Origin of the sequence: Vibrio crassostreae, from assembly GCF_041439375.1 — a bacterium.
Classification (GTDB): Bacteria; Pseudomonadota; Gammaproteobacteria; order Enterobacterales; family Vibrionaceae; genus Vibrio; species Vibrio crassostreae_D.
The window spans coordinates 1-22280 of record NZ_JBGONY010000074.1; the positions used below are offsets into that span (position 1 = coordinate 1).

Genomic DNA, 22280 nt, shown 5'->3' on the forward strand with positions numbered 1-22280 from the left:
AACTCTTTACCATGCTGTTCAAAAAACACTCACGAAAGATCAACACGCCCTAGTACCGTAGCCTGCAAGAGAAACAAACGACCAGTTTTCCCAATCCATGAATTGATCATATTCATACGCGGCGAATAGATTGATGTTATCGTCACTGCGTTTCTTTTGGAAAGTAATGCTGCTCGCATCGTAAGAGCGTTGGTTGTAACCCGCCGTTAGTGCGTATTGATGACGTCCCATGCCGCCAAATAAGCTTACCTCACCGCCAAACTGTTCATAAGAGGCAGCTTTGCCATCCGCAGAACTTGATTGGTAGATCAGTGACGGTACTAACATCATGGTACGACTGATTGGCTGACGATATTGACCTTTCAGGTAGAAAGTATCGGCGTCGCGTTTTAGCGCGTCTTCAACTCGATCATCTTTCACATCTTTGGTGGCGTAGGCCATGTCTAAAGAGAAAGCAGAGCCAGCGATGCTCTCTAGTGTTAAACGAAAGGCATTACCCGTCTCGTCGGTTTTGCTGCGAGCTGACGTCGTGTTGTACGGATCGGCCCAAGTCTCGCCAGACATAATAGTTGGCAGAATCGAAGCATCGATGGTCATGCCTGACTCTAGTTGGTATTTATAACCAACCTCAAGCACAACAGTACCCGTCGCCACATCATCACGCGCGGTACCTGTGTAAACCTGATGGTTCAGCTTTTCACCAAAGGTGTAAGCAATGCTACCGAGAGGCGCAACTAAAAACGAGCTCTCAGACGAAGCTTTCTGGTTAGTCGATGAGATCTTACTGTCAGCGTCGGTATTAAAATTTGAGGTTGAGGAAGTGACACCGGCGTTGATAGATATCTCACCACTGAAACCTGGCTCATCAGCAAGCTTGGCTAACGCGGGCGCAGCGGCAACGCTTAACGCTAATAACGTATATTTGATTTTCATTCAGAGGCTCCTTGCCCCAGTGATTGGTAGCAATAAATAGCTGTTAATAAAAGATTATAGAAAACAACAGAATATAAAGGTTAATTGGATAAATGGGAAACCGAACAGCATCCCAAGATGGTGTCTCTTGCAAGAAGTCATTAAAAAGCGTCAGGTACAAAAAAGGAAGCCGAAGCTCCCTTATTTTGTATTTTTGATTGTTTTTTTACTTTTTCAGTAAGAAGTTAACCAATTCAAAGTACTCGTCTAGGCTGCTGATGCCTTGCGCTTCTACTAAGTAACGGTTGTTAACTACAACAGCAGGTACACCAGAAAGGCCGCTGTCTTTGAATGCTTTGTCGAAGCGGCGAACCATAGAGTCGACCGCAAAGCCGTTGTATGCCGCATCGAATTTCTTAGCATCAACGCCTTCGTCTAGGAAGATTTGACGCAATTCTGCTTCATCGCGTGGTGGCTTGTTCATGGTGTGGATGCGGTTAAACATCACTGGCACCATTTTATCTTCAACTTTCAGGGCAATCATGGTTGCGTAAGCTTTGCTCATTGGCAGACCCATGTTGCCACCCATGAATGAAACATGGTTCTTCTGTAGCTTAGCGTCTTTTGGTAGCTGTTGTTTTAGCTGCTGGATGATTGGTTCAAAGCTATTACAGTGTGGGCAGTAGAAAGAGAAGAACTCTGTCACCATTGGTTTTTTTGATGCTTCTAGATCGAGAACTTTGTAGTGTTCACCTTCGTTAAATTTCGCAGCGTGAGCTGAAAGGCTCAACATGATCAATGAGAAAAATGCGAATAGCTTTTTCATTTATCCAATCTCCATTATGTTTGAATTTTTATCTAGTTGTGTTGCGATTGCTGTTACCACTGAGGCATTAACGAAAGTGGTGGCTCTTGCAGGGTAGCAATTTGCTCTTTACAAGCAAGTACTTGTTGCTCCCAATATTTTGGATCATTAAACCATGGGAAGGCTAGAGGAAATGCAGGATCGTTCCATCGTTTCGCCAACCATGCCATGTAATGCACCATACGTAGACCGCGTAGTGGCTCGATTAGTTTCAGTTGCGCGGTATTAAAATCGCAAAATTCTTGATAGCTCTCTAGCAAAATATCCAGTTGCATTAGCTTATCTTGACTCTCGCCGTTAAGCAGCATCCACAAATCTTGTATCGCAGGGCCGTTACGTGCGTCATCAAGATCGACGAACATTGGCCCGTCACGCCACAAGATATTGCCAGGGTGGCAGTCACCATGCAGGCGGATATTTCCAATATTGCTTGGCCACTGGCTCTCTAGCTCTTTGATCAGAAGGTCGACATCATTAAAGAACGCGTTCTCTAGGTGTGTCGGGATAAACTGAGAGTTCTCTAGAATTTTACGTGGTTGATAAAGATATTCGTCTAAGCTGATGGTCGGGCGATGCTGGAATGTTCTTCCTGCGCTGGCTTTATGAATACGCCCAAGAAAACGCCCAACGCCTTCCAATTGGTCTAGATTGTCGACTTCGTACTGTCTGCCACCAACACTTTCAAATAAGGCAAATAGGTAGCCTTGATATTCATGTAAGGTTGCGCCATTGATTCGCATTGGAGGTGCAACTGGCATCTCTTGTTCGATAAGCTCGAGTGCGAAGTCATGCTCTTCTTGGATCTGTGCTTTGTTCCAACGCTGCGGGCGATAAAACTTAACAACGTAGCGTTTGCGGTCTTCATCGGTGAATTGGTAGACCCGATTTTCGTAACTGTTAAGAGCGAGAAGCCCGGATTCAGCACGGACTCCAATACTCTCCAGTGCGTACCACATGAAGTCAGGAGTCAGGTTATCAAAGTTAAAGGCTTGCATCGTCATAGAATAAAAAAGGCTCATTACTGAGCCTTTTTCCATTTATTGGGTTGTTATACCTAGCACTAAGGTGACTGGTATCAGAGCTTCTTGATAAAGCGGCTTTCGACTTTCATCGTAAACTCTTCATTATCCGAGAGTATAAACTGAATTGTCGAAACTGGTGAGCTCAGTTTTTCTGGATCGACGCCCAAACTGATAGGAAGGTTTAAAACCTCACCTGGGTCTACGGTAATGGTTTGTTTACCGTACCAGATAGAATCCGGCAGCCCGCTGACATCAAGTTTGTACTCTTGCTCTTGCTGAGTCTTGTTGATGACTTTCAAGTTGTAAGTATTTTCGACAAGCCCTTGGCTATTGATTCTAAATAGTTGGTTTCTATCGCGCAGAACGCTTAAGCCTGCAGGATCAACACTCGCGATTTGTGCGAAAAACAGCCCCAACATAACGATCAGTATTACGCCATAGCCCAAGAGCTTAGGACGCATCACCTTGGTTGAGTGCCCCTCAAGCCTATGTTCGGTGGTGTAGTTGATCAGACCTTTCTCATAACCCATACGTTCCATGGTGTTGTCACAAGCATCAATACACGCGCCACAGTTAATACACTCGTATTGCAGACCGTCACGAATATCGATACCCGTTGGGCACACTTGAACGCATAAATTACAGTCAATACAGTCGCCTAGACCAAGTTCTTTTGGATCGGCTTTACGAGAGCGAGGGCCGCGGCTTTCACCTCGTTCAGTGTCGTAACCCACGATGAAGGTATCTTTATCGAACATTGCCGATTGGAAACGCGCGTAAGGACACATGTGCAGACAAACAATAGAACGCATCCATCCCGCATTCGCATAAGTACACCCAGCAAAGAACAATACCCAAAACACCGGCCAGAAAGTCGAGTTAAAGGTAAAGAAGCCAACCACCAACTCTTTGATTGGGATGAAGTAACCGACAAAGGTTAAGCCCGTCGCAATCGCAATCGCCCACCACGCGATGTGCTTGATGGTTTTTCTGAGAATTAAATTGCTCGTCAGTTTGCCTGAGTCTTGTTTTCTTCGCTTATTGGCAGCACCTTCCAGTTTCTCTTCGAACCAGATGTACATGAAGGTCCAGACGGTTTGTGGACACAGGTAGCCACACCAGACTCGCCCTAAGAAGGTGGTTATGAAGAACAAGCCAAACGCTGCAATCATGAAGAGGATAGCGAGTAGCGTTAGATCTTGTGGGTATAGGGTTGTACCAAAGAAGTTGAACTGTTGGCTGCCTATATCGAGCAAGATCGCTTGTCGTTCACCGAATGGAATCCATGGGATAAGCGCAAAAAGTAAAAGTAAGAACCAACCGCCGTAACGACGAAGTTGTTGGAATTTACCTTTGCTTTCTCGAACATAGATTCGGTTACTTGGGTTAAATCGATCTCCATTACCTTTATGTGTTTTTGGGTTAAAGGTTTTAGGAGTCACATCTTTGATATCGATTTTATCCTGACTCATGGACTATCCTTTTTGTGGCTTGTTTGCCCGGTTAACTCGGGCATGACGACATTACTTGAAAGTATGGTTTAGAGAACCTGTAGAAATTGAGCTTGGTGCATTTTTTGGTATCGCACTCACTCTTATTATTTTAGAAGATTCTTATGGATGGCGATTATAGCGACAATCTTGTTCTCATTTCTTTAACGCTATCAACCTTTAACAACAAAAGTCATAACAGTTGTGACGAAAAAATAGCGAACAGAAACAAAAAAGCGACCGAGTGGTCGCTTTTAAACATTGAGTGTTTTATCTATACGCCAATTGAGCCCTAAATAAATAGGCGACTAAAGAAGGCCACGTGCTTTTAGAATTGCGGTTTTGAAATCATCTTCTTGGTCTTTTTTAAGACCTGGGATCATTTCATCTTTTTCGCTATTACGCATTTTTAGATGGTAGATAAGAACATCGTCAGTTAGCTCTTCAAGCTTACCTTGGTAGCCCGCTTCTTTTGATAGCTTAATGATGAACTCTAATAGGTTAAGCTCTTGATCTTTCTGCCACTCAGGTTCCATCAGTTCAAGCAGTTCTTCAATGCGGTGACACTTCATACTTTATTCTCCACAAATTTTATAATGATTTGTGGCTAAGGTATCAAATCGGGTGGGGAATACCAATGTGTAAACTCATTTCGAGCAGGGAAAGAGGCAAGAAAAAAGCGCAGTAAAAACTGCGCTTTTTGTTAAGCGGCTTTAATTACTTTTGTTGTAGTCGGTGCTAATAAAGCAGTCTTCTCAACTAAAGTCATTGTTGGAGCCAATTTCTTTGCCGTTGGAGCAGCAACAAAGCCACTACGACGACGCATCGCACTACGGTTGGTGTGCGAGAACCTGACAGCTGTTGGGCGCATTCATTTACCTAACGGTCAGGCATATCCATTGCCAATCTAATGGCCTGATTTACCATGAGGTCCGCCTCAATTTCTTGAAGAGTCACTCGTCTGGCTTTCGCCAATCCGAATAATAAATCAGGATAATGATATGCATGCATATCAAGGCTTAGATTATCACTATCTAACTTATCGATCGACGCCTGAGTGATAAATAGACGATATTAGAGCTAAAATAGTGTGAGCAGTATATTTGAGTTTGAACCTCTTTCAGGCTTAAGATGATGCTTTAAAGGAGGTGCATATGTCGTTCTTAAAGAAAACGTTAGCAAGTTTTGGTATTGGGTCTGCCAAGGTGGATTCTGTATTGCAACAGGAAGTGCTTTATCCAGGGCAAAAGGCGAGCATTATTGTGCATGTGTATGGTGGCGCTCAACCACAGGAGATCGACAACATCGATCTCAATCTGTGCTGTCGTTATGTCAAAGAAGTCACCATGAATTCGCAGAGACAAGAGGGCGGTCAAAAACGTCGAATGCACCAGACATACTCGTTGGCCAAATGGAGCCTACCGTATGCCTTTGTTATTCAGCCCGGTGAAACCCGTGATTTTGAGTGTGAGTTTGATGTTCCGTTGAATACCCCAGTGACGATCGGCGATTCAAAAGTATGGCTTGAAACCGGATTAGACATTGCGATGGCGATAGACCCATCGGATAAGGATATTTTAACGGTTCGCCCAGATGCACTTCTCGATGGTATTTTTAATGAACTTGAAGCTCAAGGTCTGCGCATTCGCCAAGTTGAGTGCGAAGCGGTAGAAGGCTTTGAACTGCCATTTGTTCAAGAGTTTGAGTTTGTCCCTACCACTGGCCCATATCATGGTCGCTGGCGTGAGCTGGAAGTCGTCGCTCATCGTGATGAAACCGAGCTTAAGTTGTGGTTTGAGATAGACCGTAATCGCGATGGTGCAAAAGGTATGTTGGCGAGCTTGTTAGGCATTGGTCAGCTACAGCGTCAATTGAGTGTGCCATTGGATACGTCACCACAAGATGCAGGCAAGATGGTGCTTGAGTATCTAGACAACGCTTCTTAGTTAGCTCTTTGGTTCTTTAGCTTTAGAGACCTTAGCTTTATCACACTGTTTAGGTGTTATGAATGTCATAAAAGATGTCATAAAAATTTAAGCTTACACGTGTAAGCTTAATATGCAATACTAGGCAAATCGAACATTTACTCTAGTAGGAAAATCATGTCTGCATCATCGGCGAGCGAATACAGTGACATCGAAGAACGCGCCAATGCGATAACCCATGGCTTGGGTGTTGTGCTTGGCGTGGTTGGTTTAATCCTGCTACTGATTCGTGCGTTTGACCATCAAGCCGACATGCTGACTATTACGAGCATGGCAGTATATGGCAGCAGTATTATCCTACTCTTTCTCGCTTCCACGCTTTATCACTCGATCACCACAGAAAAGACTAAGCGCCTACTGAAAACCCTCGATCACTGTGCGATCTATTTGCTGATCGCAGGCAGCTACACGCCATTTTTATTGGTGAGTTTAAGAACACCATTAGCGATGGGCTTGATGGCAGTGATTTGGGGAATCGCGTTGGTGGGCATCATTATGAAGATTGCTTTCGTCTACCGATTTAAGCGTTTGTCATTGGTGACTTACTTGGCGATGGGTTGGCTGTCGTTGATTGTGGTTTATCAACTGGCGATGAATATCGAGATGGGTGGGTTGGTGCTACTAGCACTCGGTGGTGTGATTTATTCTCTGGGTGTGATTTTCTATGTGGCAAAACGCATCCCTTACAATCATGCCATCTGGCACCTGTTTGTATTGGCGGGCTGCGCTTGCCATTTCTTCGCTATCTATCTGTTTGTGACACCGGTTTAGTTTTGATTGAACCGGTATGCCCCTAACGGGTAGAAACGTCAGTGATCTCCACGTCTATTTTATATTCAGGATACTTATCAACATCGATCGCTAAGTATTTACCTTCTGCCGAAGTTTGTGGTCGAAGGTAGGTATCAGCAAGGCGCTTAATAGATTGCCAAGTGTTGATACTGCCTTGATGCAGCAGTTCACCCGTTGGTGAGTAGACTGTGATATTTAGCGTAACTAGCACAACGGCTTCTGTGCTTTGGTTAGTGACTGAAATAGGTAAGATTAGCAGTTCATTCTCGTAGAGTCCTGCCCCAATCAAAACGTCCACACCTGATTTGGAAAGCTGCAAGCTTGGCTTGGTGTCTCCAATCTTGATTGTGGTACCGCGTGTGTTTTTGGCTACAGGAATACTCGTCAATGCTGACTCTGCATTCGATGATGCGTTACTCACATACTGCCAAGTAAAATCGTCTTTTAGTAACACTTGCTTGCCATCAGACAATGTGACCATTTGATCAGCAAAGGCAGAACTTACGAATACTGAGTTTGCGAGCAATGCGCTAGCGAGAAGTACGTATGATTTCATCTGTGTTTCCTTAAATATTCGCGGAATTAGCGTCGCCAAAAGGCTGGGAAAAATAGAACAATGAGCGTCAGTATCTCGAGTCGTCCCATTAGCATGCCTAAACTTAGCAACCATTTAGCGGCGTCTGGCAGTGGAGCAAAGTTCCCGGTTGGACCGATCACGCTCCCCATTCCCGGGCCCACGTTGGCAACGGCTGTGATAGCGCCTGAGATGCTTGTTATTGGGTCTAACCCCATCGCACTCAAACCACCAGCAATTAAGATAATCGTGATAAAGAACATCAAACCAAATGCCACGAGTGAACGCACAATGTCGTCATTCACAGGTCGCTGATTGTAGCGTTGAACAAAGACGCCCGATGGGTGAATTAGCTTCATCATTTGTTTGTGGAGCATGGTCATCGCGATCTGGAAGCGGAAGATTTTTATACCGCCAGAGGTTGAACCCGAGCAAGCTCCCGCCATCATTAGGAATGCAAACAAGGTCGTTGGCAGTGCACCCCACGCAGTGAAGTCTTCTAAGCCAAAACCGGTTGTGGTGACGACTGATACGATGTTGAACATCGAAACACGCATCGCATCCATAACAGTGTAGCCATCTCTAACCACCAACCATGTTGATATTACGGCGCTGGTGACCAAGAACAGGTATGTAAAACCTCTCACTTGCGCGTCTTTGTAGAGGATTGAGAGTTTTCTTCCACGCAGTGCGCTAACGAACAGTAAGAACGGCAGGCCGCCAAGGAACATGAACAGCGTTCCCACCCAGTGAGCACTGTTAGAGAAGTGGTTCATCGAGCCATCGGATGTTGAGTATCCCCCCGTCGACAGTGTTGTGAAGGCGTGATTGATCGCGTCAAAGATGCCCATGCCTGCAAACTGGTAGCTAATAATGCACAAGCCAGTCAGAACCAGATAAACCGCCACGATGTTCTTCGCGACCGTTTTCGCTCGTGGGCTGCTTTTATCTGACCAATCGGATGATTCGGTTTGGAACAGGCGCATACCACCGACGTTGAGCATTGGCAGAACCGCTACCGCCATAACGATGAAGCCGATGCCACCTAACCATTGCAGTATGGAACGCCACAACAGAATGCTTGGTGCCATGCTGTCTAAGCCGCTTAATACGGTTGAGCCTGTCGTGGTGATACCAGACATGGTTTCAAAATAGGCGTCGGTGAAGCTGATATGGTTGATGAAGACAAACGGCAGTGCAGCAAAGGCACTGGCTATAGTCCATACCAGAGAGGTGATCAGGAACATGTCCCGCACACCAAGCCGGAACTTAGCTGAACGGCCTAAACTCAAGCAGATGAACGCCACTATGTGCGTGATCACTACCGACTGACCAAACTCGAGGAAGCCACCGGTGCCTGTGAAAAATGCAACCAATGTAGGGATGTACATGAACAGGGCCAGTTTTGATAACACTAACCCTATCACTAATAATATCGGACGAAAGTTGACCATAGCTTAATAGACCATCGCTTTGTGCCGGAGCGTCGCTCTCACAACTAAGAAGGTTGTGAGAAGAAGCTTACGAGAACAAGGCTATAAGAAGAACGGACTCGGTTGGAAAAGAGACTCAACATCAGGCACGTATTTCTTGTCCACTAGGAACATTACTACGTGGTCATCTTGTTCGATTACAGTTCTATCGTGCGCGATAAGTACCTCTTCTCCTCGAACAATCGCACCAATAGTGGTGCCCGGTGGTAGTTTGATGTCGCCAATCGCTCGGCCAACGACTTTAGATGTGGTTTCGTCACCGTGAGCAATGGCTTCGATCGCCTCTGCAGCGCCGCGACGTAGAGATGATACGTTTACAATATCAGCACGACGAACGTGAGTAAGCAGCGCAGAAATGGTCGCTTGCTGTGGAGAGATCGCAATATCAATCACACCACCCTGAACAAGGTCTACGTAAGCACCGCGCTGAATCAGTACCATTACCTTCTTGGCACCCATTCGCTTAGCCAGCATGGCTGACATGATGTTGGTTTCATCTTCATTGGTTAGGGCAATGAACACGTCGACCTGATCGATGTTCTCTTCAGTCAGCAGTTCTTGGTCGGCTGCATCACCACAGAATACGATGGTGTTTTCTAATTCTTCAGACAGCTTCTCGGCGCGAGTGTAGCTGCGTTCGATAAGCTTTATGCTGTAGCTTTGCTCAAGGCGTTTTGCCAAGCTTGCACCAATGTTACCACCGCCAACAATCATGATGCGACGATACGGTTTCTCTAGGCGTTGCAGTTCACTCATTACTGAGCGGATATGGTTACTCGCCGCGACAAAGAAAACCTCATCATCGGCTTCAATGATGGTAGTACCTTGTGGGCGAATAGGGCGACCTTGACGGAAGATAGCGGCAACACGAGTATCAATGTGCGGCATGTGCTCACGCAAAGCAGACAGTGCGTTACCAACCAATGGTCCACCGTAGTAAGCTTTTACTGCGACTAGGCTAACCTTCTGTTCAGCAAAGCTCACAACCTGTAGTGCGCCTGGGTATTGAATCAAGCGCTCAATGTAGCTGGTCACTAACTCTTCGGGTGCGATAAGGTGATCGACTGGGATCGCGCCTGATTTGAATAGCGCTTCTTTCTCTTCCAGATATTCTGGAGAACGAATACGGGCAATTCGGTTCGGTGTATTGAAAAGAGAGAAGGCAACCTGACATGCAGCCATGTTGGTTTCATCCATGTTGGTTACTGCAACCAACATGTCGGCATCTTGCGCACCCGCTTCACGTAGTGTGTTTGGGTGGCTGGCATAACCGTTTACAACCCTAAGGTCGTACTTATCCTGAAGTTCACGCAGTCGGTCAGCATTACGGTCGACAATGGTGATGTCATTGTTTTCACCAACCAGGTTTTCAGCAAGGGTACCGCCAACTTGTCCAGCACCTAGGATAATGATCTTCATAGCCTTTCTCTTTTCTTTACCGTGGTAATTCTAGTTATCTAACTTTGTTTTGATAATGCACTAGAAAGAAACAGCGGCTAAGAAATAAATTCTTAGCCGCTGTTAGTTGTTATGCCTGTTTTACTAGAACTGCATAGTAGAAGCCATCCATATCTTCTTCACCAGGCAGTATTTGACGACCCGGATTTTCGATATCAGACCCAACCAGCGTTGCGTTCTCAGTACGCTCTAGGAATGCTTTCACTTGCAGCACGTTTTCTTGCGGCGTGATAGAACATGTCGCATAAACCATGGTGCCGCCTTCTTTCAGCTGACGCCACATGGCATCCATAATTTCGCTTTGCAGTTCAGCCAGCGCATCAATGTCAGATGCACGACGTAGCCACTTGATGTCAGGGTGACGGCGAATTACGCCGGTCGCTGAACAAGGTGCATCAAGTAGGATACGGTCGAACTTATCACCCATCCACCACTCTTCAGGGTAGCGAGCATCACCACAAATTACGTCGGCACGCAGTTGTAGACGTTCAAGGTTATCGTAAACACGGTCTAGGCGTTTAATGTCGCAGTCAATCGCAACCACTTCAGTGTCATTGGTATGCTCAAGAATGTGTGCCGTTTTACCACCTGGCGCAGCACAACAATCTAGGATTAGCTCACCATCTTTTGGTGTTAGATAATCAACTGAAAGCTGAGCGGCAGCGTCTTGTACTGATACCCAACCTCTGTCGAAGCCTGGAAGTAAAGTAACATCACAAGGTGCAGCTAATTTTATGGCATCTGCTGCTTCAGGGTGCAATGTGTATTCAATGTTTTCGTTTTTAAGCAGTTCAACATACTCGTCACGAGTGTGGTGTTGGCGGTTAACGCGCAGCCACATTGGTGCCTTGCTGTTGTTTGCTTCAACCAGTTGCTCCCATTGATCTGGGTAGCTCTCTTGAAGCATTTTTAGGATCCAGCTTGGGTGGCCATATTTGCCTGCATTGTGGCTAACGGCTTTCTCGTCTAGTTCTTCTTGGTCACGTAGGTAGCTACGTAATACCGCGTTGATCAAACCACTTAGGCTTGGACCGCGCAGTGTTTTGGTGCCCTCAACTGTTTCCGCAACGGCAGCATGCGAAGGGATACGCATGAAGCTCAGTTGGTAAATGCCCACCAAGATTAGGTGGTGGAATACACGCTTTTTACCTTTAAGCGGGTTTTCCATTAGTTCGTTAGCGATTGACTCTAAACGAGGCAGGTAACGAAGTGCGCCGTAGCAAATCTCTTGCAGTAGAGCATGGTCTCGCGGGCGGATCGTTTTTTGAGCCGCAGGGAGAGCGTGTGAAAGAGAGTGGCCTTTATCGACAACTTGAAATAGGACATTTGCAGCAGCAGCGCGAACATTCATGAGGGGTACCGAATATTTATTTGAATACATGAGGGCATCTCTGCCCTCGTAAAGGTTTTCTAAGCTGCGCTTATGGCAGCTTTAAAGCGGTTAAGAAAGTTGAGTTCCAACTTCAAACCAGCTTGCACGAGAGTTCAAGATATCCTGAACTGACATGGCTTTTTTTCCTGGAACTTGCAGTTGTTCAAGAACAAGTATACCTTGTCCTGTTGCTACATAGATACCAGTTTTATCGGCTTGCAGAATGGTACCTGCAGGCTTATCAGAAGTTTGCTCTGCCACACGGCTTTGCCATACTTTAATGTTGTTCTCAGCAGCTTCAAAGTGGCTCATTGGCCATGGGTTGAAAGCACGAACGCAGCGCTCAATATGCGCAGCTTCATCACTCCAGTTGATACGCGCTTCTTCTTTGCTTAGTTTCTTGGCGTAGTTAGCAAGCTCATCGTCTTGTTTTTCTGCAACCGCTTTACCAGATGCGATGTCCGATAAACACTCAACAAGCGCATCAGGGCCAAGGCCAGCTAGTTTTTCGTACATTGAAGCACTGGTATCTGTCGCTTCAATTGGTAGCGTTGCGATACTTAGCATGTCACCCGTATCTAGGCCGATATCCATCTGCATGATCGTTACGCCTGTCTCTTTATCACCCGCCCAAATAGAGCGTTGGATAGGAGCAGCACCACGCCAGCGCGGCAGGATAGAGCCATGCACGTTGATACAACCTAAGCGAGGCGTATCTAAAACCATTTGTGGAAGCAATAAGCCGTAAGCGACAACTACCATGATGTCAGCATTCAAATCCGCTAATTCTTGCTTAGCTTCATCTGACTTGAAGTTTTCTGGTTGGTAAACCGGAATGTTATTTTCAAGTGCGATGTTTTTTACTGGGCTCGCAGTCAGTTTCTTACCGCGACCTGCTGGACGATCTGGCTGTGTGTAAACAGCAATAACTTCATGCTCCGAAGACAACAACGCCGCCAAGTGACGGGCGGCGAAATCCGGAGTACCTGCGAAGACAATTCTTAAAGACTGACTCAAGGTAGGCTTCCTTCTAATTTAGTAAATAGCGGCGGTGATTAACCCTGTTTCTCGTTGAAACGTTTAATCTTCGCTAGCTTATCTTGGATACGTTTACGCTTTAATGGCGATAGGTAATCAACAAACAACTTGCCTTCTAGGTGGTCAAGTTCGTGCTGAACACAGATAGCCAGAAGGTCATCAGCGTCGAATGTGAATTCGTTGCCGTCACGGTCTAATGCTTTAACCGTTACTTCTGCAGCGCGAGGTACCAGAGCTCGAGCGCCTGGTACAGATAGACAGCCTTCTTCGATACCATCTTCGCCGCGCTTTTCAGTGATTTCAGGGTTGATCAGAACCATAGGCTCATCACGCGTCTCTGAAATATCGATAACAACGATGCGCTGGTGGAAATCTACTTGCGTTGCCGCAAGGCCGATACCTTCTTCGTCGTACATGGTTTCAATCATGTCATCAACGAACTTTTGAATCTCTGGGGTAACTTCTTTTACCGGTTTCGCCACGGTACGTAGACGATCATCTGGTAATGTTAATACTTGTAATACAGACATATACACTCGAAATATTGAACTGTGCCGAAACAGCTTAAACCTTGTTGGCTCAATTCTAGACATTTTAGAGGCCAAATGACAGCATCCTGAAGGTAATTCTCCAATCAGATGTCATATATTCAGACCAAGGAACCTAGGTCATGCGTCATTTATTCCCTGCTTTATCTCTTGTTTGTGCCTCGATTTCGTTCGCCGCTACGGCGGAAAATAGTGAGCAACCTTTAACCATTAAACAGGGCGCACCCGAGGCGTATGTGGTGGTTAAGGGCGATACTTTATGGGATATCTCCGCGATGTATCTCGATAGCCCATGGTTGTGGCCAAGGTTATGGCAGGTGAATCCAGAGATAGAAAACCCTCATCTTATTTATCCCGGAGATAAACTGTCTTTGGTTTGGATTAATGGTGAGCCTGTATTGAGCCTCAAGCCTGTTATCAAACTTAGCCCTAAGATTCGTGTCTCTGAGAAGAAAGCAGTGCCTACCGTCAATGAGGGGCTGGTTCTGCCTTATTTACAGTCTGATCGCTTGGTAGAGCAGCAAGATATCGAATCGGCGCAACGAGTATTAGGGACCAGTGATGGAAAGAGATTCTTATCTGGTGCAGACCGGTTATTCATATCAGGTAACCAACAGCATCAAAAGTGGGGTATCTACCGCGCCGTTGAAACCTACCAACGGCAGCAACCCCAAGCGAGTATTACCTCGTTGCGTTTGGTCGCCACTGCGCGCTTAAAAGAGGTAGATGCTGAGTTCAGTAGTTTACAGATAGACACTCAACTGCAAGAGGTACTGCTGAACGACCTGGTGCTACCAGAACTTGGTGTTGATCAGGTGAAGCTCTCTACCACGTTTTACCCTGCACCTAGTGCGGCGGGTCAGTTTGCTAATATCTTGGGTTCGTTAGATGGCAGCCAATACAGCGCGAAGAATCAGGTGGTAGTGATCAACAAAGGTTCACAGGATAACCTTCGCCAAGGCTCTATGTTTACCCTCAGCGAAAGCGGTGCAGTGGTGTTTGGTAAGCAAGGTGAATACAGCTATAAAGAGTCGGCGGCGAGCGATAAGGTGCAATTGCCAAGTACCTCGCTGGGTAGCTTGATGGTTATTCGTCCTTATGAGCATTTTAGCCTCGCGTTGATTACTCAGAGCTCTAAGCCTGTTAGTAATGATATTCTGGCGGTATCGCCTTTGGACCTTGCTTTGACGGAAGAGATTAAGGGTACCGAGTGAATGAGCAACAACTGAGTGCTTGGTTAACTCTAAGTTTTGTTCCGCAATTGGGTGGCAAACGCCTTTCTCGCCTGCTGAGTATCGATTCCCCTTCGAACATTGTTGGCTACTCAAGTCAGCAGCTGCAAGCGATGGGTTTGTCAGCTAAGCAAATATCCTATCTAAGAGAGCAAGCCCCAAGAGAAGTGGAGGCTTGCTTATCATGGCAAGCAAAACAGCCTAACCATCACATTATTACCCCGAATTGCTCATATTATCCCAAACTGCTCAATGAGATTGCCTCTGCGCCCAGTGTTCTTTTCGTTAAAGGTCACGTCGAAAAGCTGATTGAACCTCAAATCGCTATGGTCGGCAGTCGCAATGCCAGTCTTGAAGGGCTGCAGACAGCGAAGTCCTTCGCCAAAGAGTTTGTCCAAAACGGTTTGATTGTCACCAGTGGCTTAGCTTTAGGTATCGATGGCTATGCTCATGATGGTGCTCTGGATAAAGGAGGGGAAACTTTCGCTGTGTTGGGCTCTGGTTTGGATTCTATTTATCCAGCACGACACCGAAATCTAGCGGAGAGGATCTGTGAGAACGGCGCGCTGATTTCAGAGTTTCGCCCAAGTGCTAAACCGAGACCTGAACATTTCCCCCGTCGTAACCGTATTATAAGTGGCTTGTCTTTGGGAACTCTCGTTGTTGAAGCGGCAGAAAAGAGTGGTTCTTTGATTACGGCTCGTTATGCGATGGAGCAAGGTCGAGAAGTGTTTGCGCTTCCCGGTTCTATTCATAGCCCAACCAGCCGCGGAGGTAACAGTCTAATCAAAGCTGGAGCATGTTTAGTGCAAAATGCTCAAGATGTTCTGATTGAAATAAAGAGTCTGTTAAACTGGTCTATAGATCAGCAGCCGAGCTTATTCGAACCTACGCAGAATAAGGGTGAAAATGAACAATTGCCATTTCCACAGCTGTTAGCTAACGTAGGATTAGAGGCGACACCCGTTGATATTTTGGCACAGAGAACCCATATACCTGTGCATGAAGTCATGATGCAGCTTTTAGAGCTTGAGCTCTCAGGGCATGTTGTTGCAGTTTCCGGTGGCTATATTCGAAAGGGGAGAGGCTAAGCTATGATGATGGACATACTGATGTACTTGTTTGAAACCTACATCCATAGCGATTCTGAATTGCAGGTGGATCAAGACGAGCTGGAAGATGAGCTTCTTCGAGCAGGGTTTCACCAAGACGATATTTATAAGGCCCTCCATTGGTTAGAAGATCTTGCGGCACTGCAAGATACCGACAACCAAGCGGCGATTACTATGTGCTCCAATACCTCGATGCGTGTTTATACCAGTCGAGAGATTTCACGTATTAATATGGAGTGTCGAGGTTTCCTACTATTCCTAGAGCAGATCAACGTGCTCACGACAGAGATTCGTGAAATGGTGATTGATCGTGTAATGGGGCTTGAGACCAACGAATTTGAATTGGATGATCTGAAATGGATTATCTTAATGGTGCTATTCAATGTACCGGGTAATGAAAGTGCTTACACGCAAATGGAAGAGCTGTTGTACACCAAAGAGCAAGGTATCTTGCATTAATACAGGCTTGTCATGAGTAGTAAGATTGATAATCAGCTTTTTTCAGCACATGAACATGCGTTAGAGCATGAACCTTGTCCACAGTGTGGTGGGGAGCTTCAGCTTCGCCATGGTAAGCACGGCCCATTTTTAGGCTGTAAGCAGTATCCGAGCTGTGATTACATCAAGCCTCTTCATCAAAATGATGGTCATGTGGTGAAAGAGCTGGGCGTACCGTGCCCTAAATGCCAAAACGAGTTGGTATTAAGGCAAGGTCGCTTTGGGATGTTCATTGGTTGTAGTAGCTACCCAACGTGTAATCACATCGAATCTTTAGATCAACCGAAAGAACAACCTGAAGAGCAGCCACTTGTTGCCTGTCCTGAGTGTGGCCGAGGTCATCTGGTTGAGCGTAAATCTCGCTATGGCAAAATCTTTTATGCTTGTGATAACTACCCTAAGTGTAAGTTCGCCGTTAATCAGCCACCAGTTATAGGTCGTTGTGAAGAGTGCCAGTTCCCGTTGTTACTTGAGAAGAAAACAGCTCACGGGATGAAAAAGCAATGTGCGGACCGCAAGTGTCATCACATTCAATCTCAGTAGTGATGCTAATTGCAGTAAGTGAATGACCAGAAATAAAAAAACGGCGCTCAATGAGCGCCGTTTCTATATCCAATAAACGTTCTATATTCATCAAGCAATGTAGACTGACTTCATCTGCTCAGCAAATTCATGCACAGCAGGGTAGGCTTGCTTATCGAGAATGTCTGCCAGTGAGCATAACGCTCTTTGCAGCTCTGCGTTGTAGTCAGCGCTCACGTTAATGTGGCCCATCTTACGACCTGCACGCTTCTCTTTACCATACCAATGAACATGGCAACCACTTTGAGCAAGAATTGCTTCAGGTAGGGTATCTTCACCAAGGATGTTGATCATTGCAGTCGGGCGAATCAGTTTGGTGTTGCCTAGTGGCATACCACACACGGCACGTAGATGGTTCTCAAACTGACAAGTCTCTGCGCCTTGCTGTGTCCAGTGGCCAGAGTTATGAACACGTGGTGCAATCTCGTTAACCAGCAGTGAACCTTTAACATCAAAGAACTCAAGTGCTAGCACGCCAACGTAATCTAAACGCTCAGCAATGGCAGTGAACATGGCTTTAGCTTGCTCTTGCAGTTCAATGTCATCAATCGCTGTCGATAAGCTCAACACGCCATCGGTGTGAACATTTTCAGCCAGTGGGTACACTTGAATCTCACCATTGGCGCCACGAGCACCCACCAGTGATACTTCGCGATCAAACGGAACGAACTCTTCAGCCACAATTGCTTGGTTGTCTGTTGCGGCGATGCACTCAGCCATTTCTGCCCAAGTCGCGTCAACATTGTCTAATGTCTTTAAGCGCCATTGACCTTTGCCATCGTAGCCGCCAAGTGTGCTCTTCAATACCATTGGTAAGCCAACGTGAGCGATCGCAGCGTCAAAGTCTTCGCGAGAGTTAATCTCGTAGTACTTAGCGTTTTTCACGTTTGCTTCGTCTAACAGGGCTTTTTCAAGACGACGGTCACCGCCAGCTTTGATTGCTTGTGTGGTCGGTAAGAACTTACCGCTGCGCTCACATACCTCAAGTACATCGTGAGGGATGTGTTCGAACTCTGCAGTAATGACGTCCGCACGCTCAATCGCATTTTCTAAGCCGTTGCCTAGAATCGCTTGCGTTAATGGGTGAACAATATTTTTGCTGCCAACATCAAAAGCAGAAATTTCAATATTCAGCGGTGCCCCAGCTAGGGACATCATGCGAGCAAGTTGGCCCGCGCCTAACACAAGAACATGCATGGGAATTAGTCCTCTGCAGGGTTTGGATTAGCCAGAACCGTTTCTGTTTGCTCAGAGCGGAACGCTTCTACTTTCGCCATCACTTCTTCATTGTGTGTACCAATGATTTGAGCGGCTAGGATGCCAGCGTTAGCAGCACCAGCTTCACCGATAGCCAGAGTACCTACCGCGATACCTTTTGGCATCTGTACGATAGAAAGTAGCGAGTCCATGCCTTTCAGTGCTTTAGACTGAACAGGAACACCAAGTACAGGGACGCTTGTGAAAGCAGCCGCCATGCCTGGTAGGTGTGCAGCGCCGCCAGCACCCGCAATAATCACTTTAATACCGCGCTCTTTCGCACTAGTTGCGTAGTCTGCAAGCAACTGAGGTGTGCGGTGAGCAGAAACCACTTTTGTTTCGTACGCCACGCCAAACTGATCCAACATTTCTGCAGCTAGCTTCATTGTTGGCCAATCAGATTTAGAACCCATGATAATACCGACAGTCATCTCAAACTCCTTCAGGTACGATTTAATTAGTGATTAGATATTTTGCGCGCATTATACGGGTAAAATTGCTTAAGGAAAACGTTTGCGTCAGTCTAAGTTGTTAATTGATACATTTTATAAACAAATAGCTTTAGTCACAGTGAATGATAATTTGTACACTTAGCGAGTTTGATAACTGAATTAACGAGGTAACCCGTGGATAACTTTCAACATACATTGCAGGCATTACAGCAAGGTGAAGTCATTGCTTACCCTACCGAAGGCGTTTTTGGGGTCGGTTGTGATCCCGATAATCCACAAGCCATCAAGAAGTTGCTCGATTTAAAACAGCGACCGATGGAGAAAGGGTTGATCCTAATTGCTGCTAGTTATGAGCAGTTGTTGCCTTATATTGATGAAAGCCAGTTGACGGAAGCGCAGTTAGCGACCGTAAAAGCAACGTGGCCTGGTCCTGTTACTTGGATCATGCCAACCAGCAGCAAAGTGACTGACTGGGTCAGCGGCCAATTTGATTCCATTGCAGTACGAGTGACGGATCACCCTTTAGTTCAAAGAATGTGTAATGAATTCGGTAAGCCGTTAACCTCGACCAGTGCTAACCTGACTGGCGAGCCGCCTTGTATGACGACTGAAGAAGTTCAACAGCAATTGGGCCAACACTTAGTCGCGATTTTAGAAGGTCAAACGGGTGGACGTGAGAAGCCAAGCGAAATTAGAGATGCAAAAACGTCGAAAATATTAAGACAGGGTTAAACCCTGCAAAGGAAAGTAAAATGTCAGCAATTGATAAAGAAGCAGTAAAGCAGTTTTTACTGAGACTACAAGATTCGATTTGCCAGCAGCTTGAGCAAGCTGATGGCACTGCACTGTTTGAAGAAGATGCATGGCAGCGTGAACCTGGCGAGCGTCTTGGTGGCGGTGGTCGAACTCGTGTTATGACCAACGGTACGGTATTTGAGCAAGGTGGGGTTAACTTCTCTCACGTAGCGGGTAATGCAATGCCTGCCTCAGCCACTGCTCATCGCCCTGAATTAGCCGGGCGTAAGTTTGAGGCGATGGGTGTCTCATTAGTTATCCATCCTAAAAACCCTTATATCCCAACCTCACACGCGAACGTTCGATTCTTCATTGCGGAAAAAGAAGGGGAAGACCCGATTTGGTGGTTTGGTGGTGGTTTTGACTTAACGCCATTTTATCCTTTCGACGAAGACTGCCAGTCTTGGCATCAAACCGCTAAAGATCTGTGCGCACCATTTGGTGATAACGTGTATCAAGAACACAAAGAGTGGTGTGATAAATACTTCTACTTGCCTCACCGTGATGAAACGCGCGGTGTTGGTGGTCTGTTCTTTGATGACTTAAATGAGTGGTGTTTCGATAAGAGCTTTGCTTACATGCAGGCGGTCGGTGAAGGTTTTGCTGCGGCGTACTTGCCTATTGTCGAGCGTCGCAAAGAGACACCTTATGGCGAACGTGAGCGTGACTTCCAACTATATCGTCGTGGCCGCTATGTTGAATTTAACCTAGTGTATGACCGTGGCACCCTATTTGGTCTACAAAGCGGTGGTCGCACAGAGTCTATCTTGATGTCTATGCCGCCATTGGCTCGTTGGGAATACCGTTACGAACCAGAAGCCGGGTCACCAGAAGCTCTGCTTTATAGTGACTACCTAAAACCGCGAGTTTGGTAGTTCTTCCTTCCTTATAGGGATAGTGATAGGGTCATCTATATAGATGACCCTATTTATTATTTCTGTTAGGTAAGGATATGACACAGCAAGTAGATCGTTATGCCGTTTTCGGTAACCCTATTGGGCAAAGCAAATCGCCATTCATTCACACGTTATTTGCTCGCCAAACCAATCAACAACTTACCTATACAGCACTGCAGCCAGATCACGGTCAGTTCACTACCGCGGCTAAAGCTTTTTTTAGCGAAGGTGGTAGAGGGTGTAATGTCACTGCGCCATTTAAAGAAGACGCTTATCAGTTTGCCAATCGCCTAACGGAAAGGGCTCAATTAGCTGGTGCAGTTAATACATTGAAGAAATTAGATGACGGAGAGATCATCGGTGATAACACTGATGGCGAGGGTCTCGTTCAAGACTTACTTCAACATCAAGTGGTATTAGAGGGTGCTCGAGTTCTCTTACTTGGGGCTGGTGGCGCAGCAAGAGGTGTAATTCAGCCCCTTCTTGATCAAAAACCACAGCAATTAGTGGTTGCTAACCGAACCAGTTCCAAAGCTGAACTCCTAGCTGAGATGTTTTCTTCAAACGGCAATATCAAAGGCATGGGACTTAGTGATGTGAACGAAGGCTTTGATGTCATCATTAACTCCACGTCATCAGGTCTAAGTGGTCAGCTCCCTGAAGTTTCCGATGTCATCTTTAATAGAAACAGCGCCGTCTATGACATGGTCTACGGATCTGGAACGACAGTATTTAATCAGTGGGCGTTAGATAATGGTGTTCATGCTGCTTATGATGGTTTAGGTATGCTGGTGGGTCAGGCTGCAGAGAGCTTCATGCTATGGCGTGGCCTTCGCCCGGGAACTAAGCAGATCTTAAGAGAATTGCGTAGAAATCTAGAGATGTAACAAGGTACCTATAAAAATGAATCAATCAATCCTATTCCCTGACATCCAAGATTGGGATGAAGAGAGTCAGTCTATCGTTTTCCCAGCACAGCAGTCTGGTGCGCTGCTCGAATGTGTTGTGTCTATTGAAGAGTTGTCTCGATTGGCTGGTAAAGATATAGAAGAAGGTGAACAAGCGTTGGCTGTATTTTCTGAGCTTCGTTTTGATATTGAAGAATTAGCAGAAGAGCTAATAGAAGAAGAGGAGTATGACTCCTCTAATCGAATTCAGATCAAAGCGCTTTAAACAGGAAGCACTGAGTCTAGGTAGTCATTTTTATTCTGAACATAGTTGTCAGCCGACTTCTGCAAGAAAGCACGTTCTTTATCGTTTAATGGACGTGCTTGCTTAACTGGGCTTCCTACATATAGGTAACCGCTCTCAAGTACCTTGTTAGGTGGAACCAAACTTCCTGCACCAATCATCACGTCTTGTTCGACGATCACACCATCTAATACGATAGCGCCCATACCCACGAGTACACGATCTTTAATCGTGCAGCCATGCAGCATCACTTTATGGCCGATGGTGACATCATTACCTATTAATAGAGGGTAACCTTCAGGGTTCTCTGCATTCTTATGGGTAACATGGAGAACACTGCCGTCCTGGATATTGGTTCTATCGCCAATATGGATATGGTTCACATCTCCCCGAGCTGCGACTAAAGGCCATATACTAGAGTCGTCACCGATTTTGATATCACCAACAAGTACTGAGCTTGTATCTATATAGACACCTTGCCCGATCTGAGGTGATATACCTTTGTAACTACGTATTGAACTCATAAATCCTCCTTTATATAGGCACCTTAAGCCTTTAATTGTGGAGAATACTAGTGAAAACGGCGTGTTTTGAACAAAAAACGCTCGAACAATCAAAAAAGTAAGAAAAACTTAAAAAAGGCCTTGCCAACGTGACGCTGATCTCTATAATGCCACCTCGCTGACACGGGATGGCTTCTTAGGAAACCAAAACGA

Annotated in this window: 25 protein-coding genes; 10 read left to right on the forward strand and 15 right to left on the reverse strand. The window is 46.0% G+C overall.

From position 1 onward, the window contains the following. Nucleotides 1-39: 39 nt before the first annotated feature. The 6 genes from ACED45_RS21340 to ACED45_RS21365 all read right to left on the reverse strand — a co-directional run bounded on the left by ACED45_RS21340 (nt 40) and on the right by ACED45_RS21365 (nt 5160). The gene (locus ACED45_RS21340) at nt 40-933 is read right to left on the reverse strand and encodes a DUF2860 domain-containing protein (RefSeq protein WP_371714949.1); all 894 of its coding nucleotides are present in this window, start codon (nt 931-933) and stop codon (nt 40-42) included. A 205-nt stretch (nt 934-1138) separates the two neighbouring features. After that, on the reverse strand, nt 1139-1738 hold the full coding sequence (locus tag ACED45_RS21345; RefSeq protein ID WP_055318939.1) for a thiol:disulfide interchange protein DsbA/DsbL: 600 nt from the start codon (nt 1736-1738) through the stop codon (nt 1139-1141). A gap of 53 nt (nt 1739-1791) precedes the next feature. Beyond that, nucleotides 1792-2778, reverse strand: a complete 987-nt coding sequence (locus tag ACED45_RS21350; protein ID WP_371714959.1) for a serine/threonine protein kinase — start codon at nt 2776-2778, stop codon at nt 1792-1794. A 74-nt stretch (nt 2779-2852) separates the two neighbouring features. Continuing rightward, entirely contained in the window at nt 2853-4271 is a 1419-nt protein-coding gene (gene ccoG / locus ACED45_RS21355; RefSeq protein ID WP_017098109.1) for a cytochrome c oxidase accessory protein CcoG, read from the reverse strand. A 326-nt stretch (nt 4272-4597) separates the two neighbouring features. Then, nucleotides 4598-4861, reverse strand: a complete 264-nt coding sequence (locus ACED45_RS21360) for a YihD family protein (protein WP_009848104.1) — start codon at nt 4859-4861, stop codon at nt 4598-4600. Nucleotides 4862-4992: 131 nt separating this feature from the next. Further along, nucleotides 4993-5160 carry a hypothetical protein gene (locus tag ACED45_RS21365; RefSeq protein WP_004739323.1) on the reverse strand — a complete coding sequence of 56 codons (168 nt, stop codon included), beginning with the start codon at nt 5158-5160 and terminating at the stop codon, nt 4993-4995. A gap of 283 nt (nt 5161-5443) precedes the next feature. On the opposite strand from ACED45_RS21365, the gene ACED45_RS21370 reads away from it, so the two are divergent. Continuing rightward, the gene (locus ACED45_RS21370) at nt 5444-6235 is read left to right on the forward strand and encodes a sporulation protein (RefSeq protein ID WP_029405285.1); all 792 of its coding nucleotides are present in this window, start codon (nt 5444-5446) and stop codon (nt 6233-6235) included. A gap of 156 nt (nt 6236-6391) precedes the next feature. Then, nucleotides 6392-7045, forward strand: a complete 654-nt coding sequence (gene trhA, locus ACED45_RS21375; protein ID WP_371714950.1) for a PAQR family membrane homeostasis protein TrhA — start codon at nt 6392-6394, stop codon at nt 7043-7045. 22 nt (nt 7046-7067) lie between these two features. On the opposite strand, the gene ACED45_RS21380 is transcribed toward trhA, so the two are convergent. The 6 genes from ACED45_RS21380 to def form a co-directional block, all read right to left on the reverse strand. Then, nucleotides 7068-7622, reverse strand: a complete 555-nt coding sequence (locus tag ACED45_RS21380; RefSeq protein WP_371714951.1) for a DUF3157 family protein — start codon at nt 7620-7622, stop codon at nt 7068-7070. A gap of 26 nt (nt 7623-7648) precedes the next feature. After that, the gene (locus tag ACED45_RS21385) at nt 7649-9094 is read right to left on the reverse strand and encodes a TrkH family potassium uptake protein (protein ID WP_371714952.1); all 1446 of its coding nucleotides are present in this window, start codon (nt 9092-9094) and stop codon (nt 7649-7651) included. An 81-nt stretch (nt 9095-9175) separates the two neighbouring features. Then, nucleotides 9176-10552, reverse strand: coding sequence for a Trk system potassium transporter TrkA (gene trkA / locus ACED45_RS21390; protein ID WP_004739332.1), 1377 nt, complete (start codon nt 10550-10552; stop codon nt 9176-9178). A 109-nt stretch (nt 10553-10661) separates the two neighbouring features. Then, entirely contained in the window at nt 10662-11942 is a 1281-nt protein-coding gene (gene rsmB, locus ACED45_RS21395) for a 16S rRNA (cytosine(967)-C(5))-methyltransferase RsmB (RefSeq protein WP_017631532.1), read from the reverse strand. Nucleotides 11943-12032: 90 nt separating this feature from the next. Continuing rightward, nucleotides 12033-12980, reverse strand: a complete 948-nt coding sequence (gene fmt / locus ACED45_RS21400) for a methionyl-tRNA formyltransferase (protein WP_371714953.1) — start codon at nt 12978-12980, stop codon at nt 12033-12035. Between the two features lie 38 nt (nt 12981-13018). Beyond that, on the reverse strand, nt 13019-13531 hold the full coding sequence (gene def, locus ACED45_RS21405) for a peptide deformylase (protein ID WP_017058772.1): 513 nt from the start codon (nt 13529-13531) through the stop codon (nt 13019-13021). Nucleotides 13532-13671: 140 nt separating this feature from the next. On the opposite strand from def, the gene ACED45_RS21410 reads away from it, so the two are divergent. The 4 genes from ACED45_RS21410 to ACED45_RS21425 are packed head-to-tail and all read left to right on the forward strand — an operon-like array spanning nt 13672 to nt 16934. After that, nucleotides 13672-14763, forward strand: coding sequence for a LysM peptidoglycan-binding domain-containing protein (locus ACED45_RS21410; RefSeq protein WP_371714954.1), 1092 nt, complete (start codon nt 13672-13674; stop codon nt 14761-14763). After that, nucleotides 14760-15872 (forward strand): DNA-processing protein DprA, encoded by a 1113-nt coding sequence (gene dprA / locus ACED45_RS21415; RefSeq protein WP_327784986.1) that lies wholly within the window; start codon nt 14760-14762, stop codon nt 15870-15872. The genes ACED45_RS21410 and dprA overlap by 4 nt, the downstream gene beginning before the upstream one ends. Before the next feature lie 3 nt (nt 15873-15875). Next, entirely contained in the window at nt 15876-16352 is a 477-nt protein-coding gene (locus ACED45_RS21420; protein ID WP_029235873.1) for a DUF494 family protein, read from the forward strand. A 12-nt stretch (nt 16353-16364) separates the two neighbouring features. Beyond that, nucleotides 16365-16934 carry a DNA topoisomerase family protein gene (locus tag ACED45_RS21425; protein WP_146492776.1) on the forward strand — a complete coding sequence of 190 codons (570 nt, stop codon included), beginning with the start codon at nt 16365-16367 and terminating at the stop codon, nt 16932-16934. A gap of 90 nt (nt 16935-17024) precedes the next feature. Here the strand turns inward: ACED45_RS21425 and ACED45_RS21430 are convergent, their stop codons facing one another. Both ACED45_RS21430 and purE read right to left on the reverse strand, forming a co-directional pair. Further along, nucleotides 17025-18170: a 5-(carboxyamino)imidazole ribonucleotide synthase gene (locus ACED45_RS21430; protein ID WP_371714955.1), complete on the reverse strand. Its 1146-nt coding sequence runs from the start codon at nt 18168-18170 to the stop codon at nt 17025-17027. A gap of 5 nt (nt 18171-18175) precedes the next feature. Beyond that, a complete protein-coding gene (purE, locus tag ACED45_RS21435; RefSeq protein WP_004735777.1) occupies nt 18176-18661 on the reverse strand; it encodes a 5-(carboxyamino)imidazole ribonucleotide mutase in 486 nt (161 codons plus the stop codon). A gap of 195 nt (nt 18662-18856) precedes the next feature. Between purE and ACED45_RS21440 the strand changes: the two genes are divergently transcribed. From ACED45_RS21440 to ACED45_RS21455, 4 genes are all read left to right on the forward strand, one after another. Continuing rightward, complete coding sequence (locus ACED45_RS21440) at nt 18857-19414, forward strand: L-threonylcarbamoyladenylate synthase (RefSeq protein ID WP_029223376.1); 558 nt, start codon at nt 18857-18859, stop codon at nt 19412-19414. Between the two features lie 20 nt (nt 19415-19434). Then, nucleotides 19435-20352 carry an oxygen-dependent coproporphyrinogen oxidase gene (gene hemF / locus ACED45_RS21445; RefSeq protein WP_371714956.1) on the forward strand — a complete coding sequence of 306 codons (918 nt, stop codon included), beginning with the start codon at nt 19435-19437 and terminating at the stop codon, nt 20350-20352. 77 nt (nt 20353-20429) lie between these two features. Next, nucleotides 20430-21260, forward strand: a complete 831-nt coding sequence (gene aroE / locus ACED45_RS21450) for a shikimate dehydrogenase (RefSeq protein ID WP_210447650.1) — start codon at nt 20430-20432, stop codon at nt 21258-21260. A gap of 16 nt (nt 21261-21276) precedes the next feature. Further along, entirely contained in the window at nt 21277-21546 is a 270-nt protein-coding gene (locus ACED45_RS21455; protein WP_371714957.1) for a DUF1488 domain-containing protein, read from the forward strand. Here the strand turns inward: ACED45_RS21455 and ACED45_RS21460 are convergent. Beyond that, nucleotides 21543-22088: a gamma carbonic anhydrase family protein gene (locus tag ACED45_RS21460; RefSeq protein ID WP_371714958.1), complete on the reverse strand. Its 546-nt coding sequence runs from the start codon at nt 22086-22088 to the stop codon at nt 21543-21545. The two genes, ACED45_RS21455 and ACED45_RS21460, sit on opposite strands and share 4 nt — an antisense overlap. Between the last annotated feature and the right edge of the window lie 192 nt (nt 22089-22280).

Excerpts from the sequence above, each read along its gene's own strand:
- ACED45_RS21340 (WP_371714949.1), bottom strand. The coding sequence starts at position 933 with ATGAAAATCAAATATACGTTATTAGCGTTAAGCGTTGCCGCTGCGCCC.
- ACED45_RS21345 (WP_055318939.1), bottom strand. The coding sequence starts at position 1,738 with ATGAAAAAGCTATTCGCATTTTTCTCATTGATCATGTTGAGCCTTTCA.
- ACED45_RS21350 (WP_371714959.1), bottom strand. The coding sequence starts at position 2,778 with ATGACGATGCAAGCCTTTAACTTTGATAACCTGACTCCTGACTTCATG.
- ccoG (WP_017098109.1), bottom strand. The coding sequence starts at position 4,271 with ATGAGTCAGGATAAAATCGATATCAAAGATGTGACTCCTAAAACCTTT.
- ACED45_RS21360 (WP_009848104.1), bottom strand. The coding sequence starts at position 4,861 with ATGAAGTGTCACCGCATTGAAGAACTGCTTGAACTGATGGAACCTGAG.
- ACED45_RS21365 (WP_004739323.1), bottom strand. The coding sequence starts at position 5,160 with ATGCGCCCAACAGCTGTCAGGTTCTCGCACACCAACCGTAGTGCGATG.
- ACED45_RS21370 (WP_029405285.1), top strand. The coding sequence starts at position 5,444 with ATGTCGTTCTTAAAGAAAACGTTAGCAAGTTTTGGTATTGGGTCTGCC.
- trhA (WP_371714950.1), top strand. The coding sequence starts at position 6,392 with ATGTCTGCATCATCGGCGAGCGAATACAGTGACATCGAAGAACGCGCC.
- ACED45_RS21380 (WP_371714951.1), bottom strand. The coding sequence starts at position 7,622 with ATGAAATCATACGTACTTCTCGCTAGCGCATTGCTCGCAAACTCAGTA.
- ACED45_RS21385 (WP_371714952.1), bottom strand. The coding sequence starts at position 9,094 with ATGGTCAACTTTCGTCCGATATTATTAGTGATAGGGTTAGTGTTATCA.
- trkA (WP_004739332.1), bottom strand. The coding sequence starts at position 10,552 with ATGAAGATCATTATCCTAGGTGCTGGACAAGTTGGCGGTACCCTTGCT.
- rsmB (WP_017631532.1), bottom strand. The coding sequence starts at position 11,942 with ATGAATGTTCGCGCTGCTGCTGCAAATGTCCTATTTCAAGTTGTCGAT.
- def (WP_017058772.1), bottom strand. The coding sequence starts at position 13,531 with ATGTCTGTATTACAAGTATTAACATTACCAGATGATCGTCTACGTACC.
- ACED45_RS21410 (WP_371714954.1), top strand. The coding sequence starts at position 13,672 with ATGCGTCATTTATTCCCTGCTTTATCTCTTGTTTGTGCCTCGATTTCG.
- ACED45_RS21420 (WP_029235873.1), top strand. The coding sequence starts at position 15,876 with ATGATGATGGACATACTGATGTACTTGTTTGAAACCTACATCCATAGC.
- ACED45_RS21425 (WP_146492776.1), top strand. The coding sequence starts at position 16,365 with ATGAGTAGTAAGATTGATAATCAGCTTTTTTCAGCACATGAACATGCG.
- ACED45_RS21430 (WP_371714955.1), bottom strand. The coding sequence starts at position 18,170 with ATGCATGTTCTTGTGTTAGGCGCGGGCCAACTTGCTCGCATGATGTCC.
- purE (WP_004735777.1), bottom strand. The coding sequence starts at position 18,661 with ATGACTGTCGGTATTATCATGGGTTCTAAATCTGATTGGCCAACAATG.
- hemF (WP_371714956.1), top strand. The coding sequence starts at position 19,435 with ATGTCAGCAATTGATAAAGAAGCAGTAAAGCAGTTTTTACTGAGACTA.
- aroE (WP_210447650.1), top strand. The coding sequence starts at position 20,430 with ATGACACAGCAAGTAGATCGTTATGCCGTTTTCGGTAACCCTATTGGG.
- ACED45_RS21455 (WP_371714957.1), top strand. The coding sequence starts at position 21,277 with ATGAATCAATCAATCCTATTCCCTGACATCCAAGATTGGGATGAAGAG.
- ACED45_RS21460 (WP_371714958.1), bottom strand. The coding sequence starts at position 22,088 with ATGAGTTCAATACGTAGTTACAAAGGTATATCACCTCAGATCGGGCAA.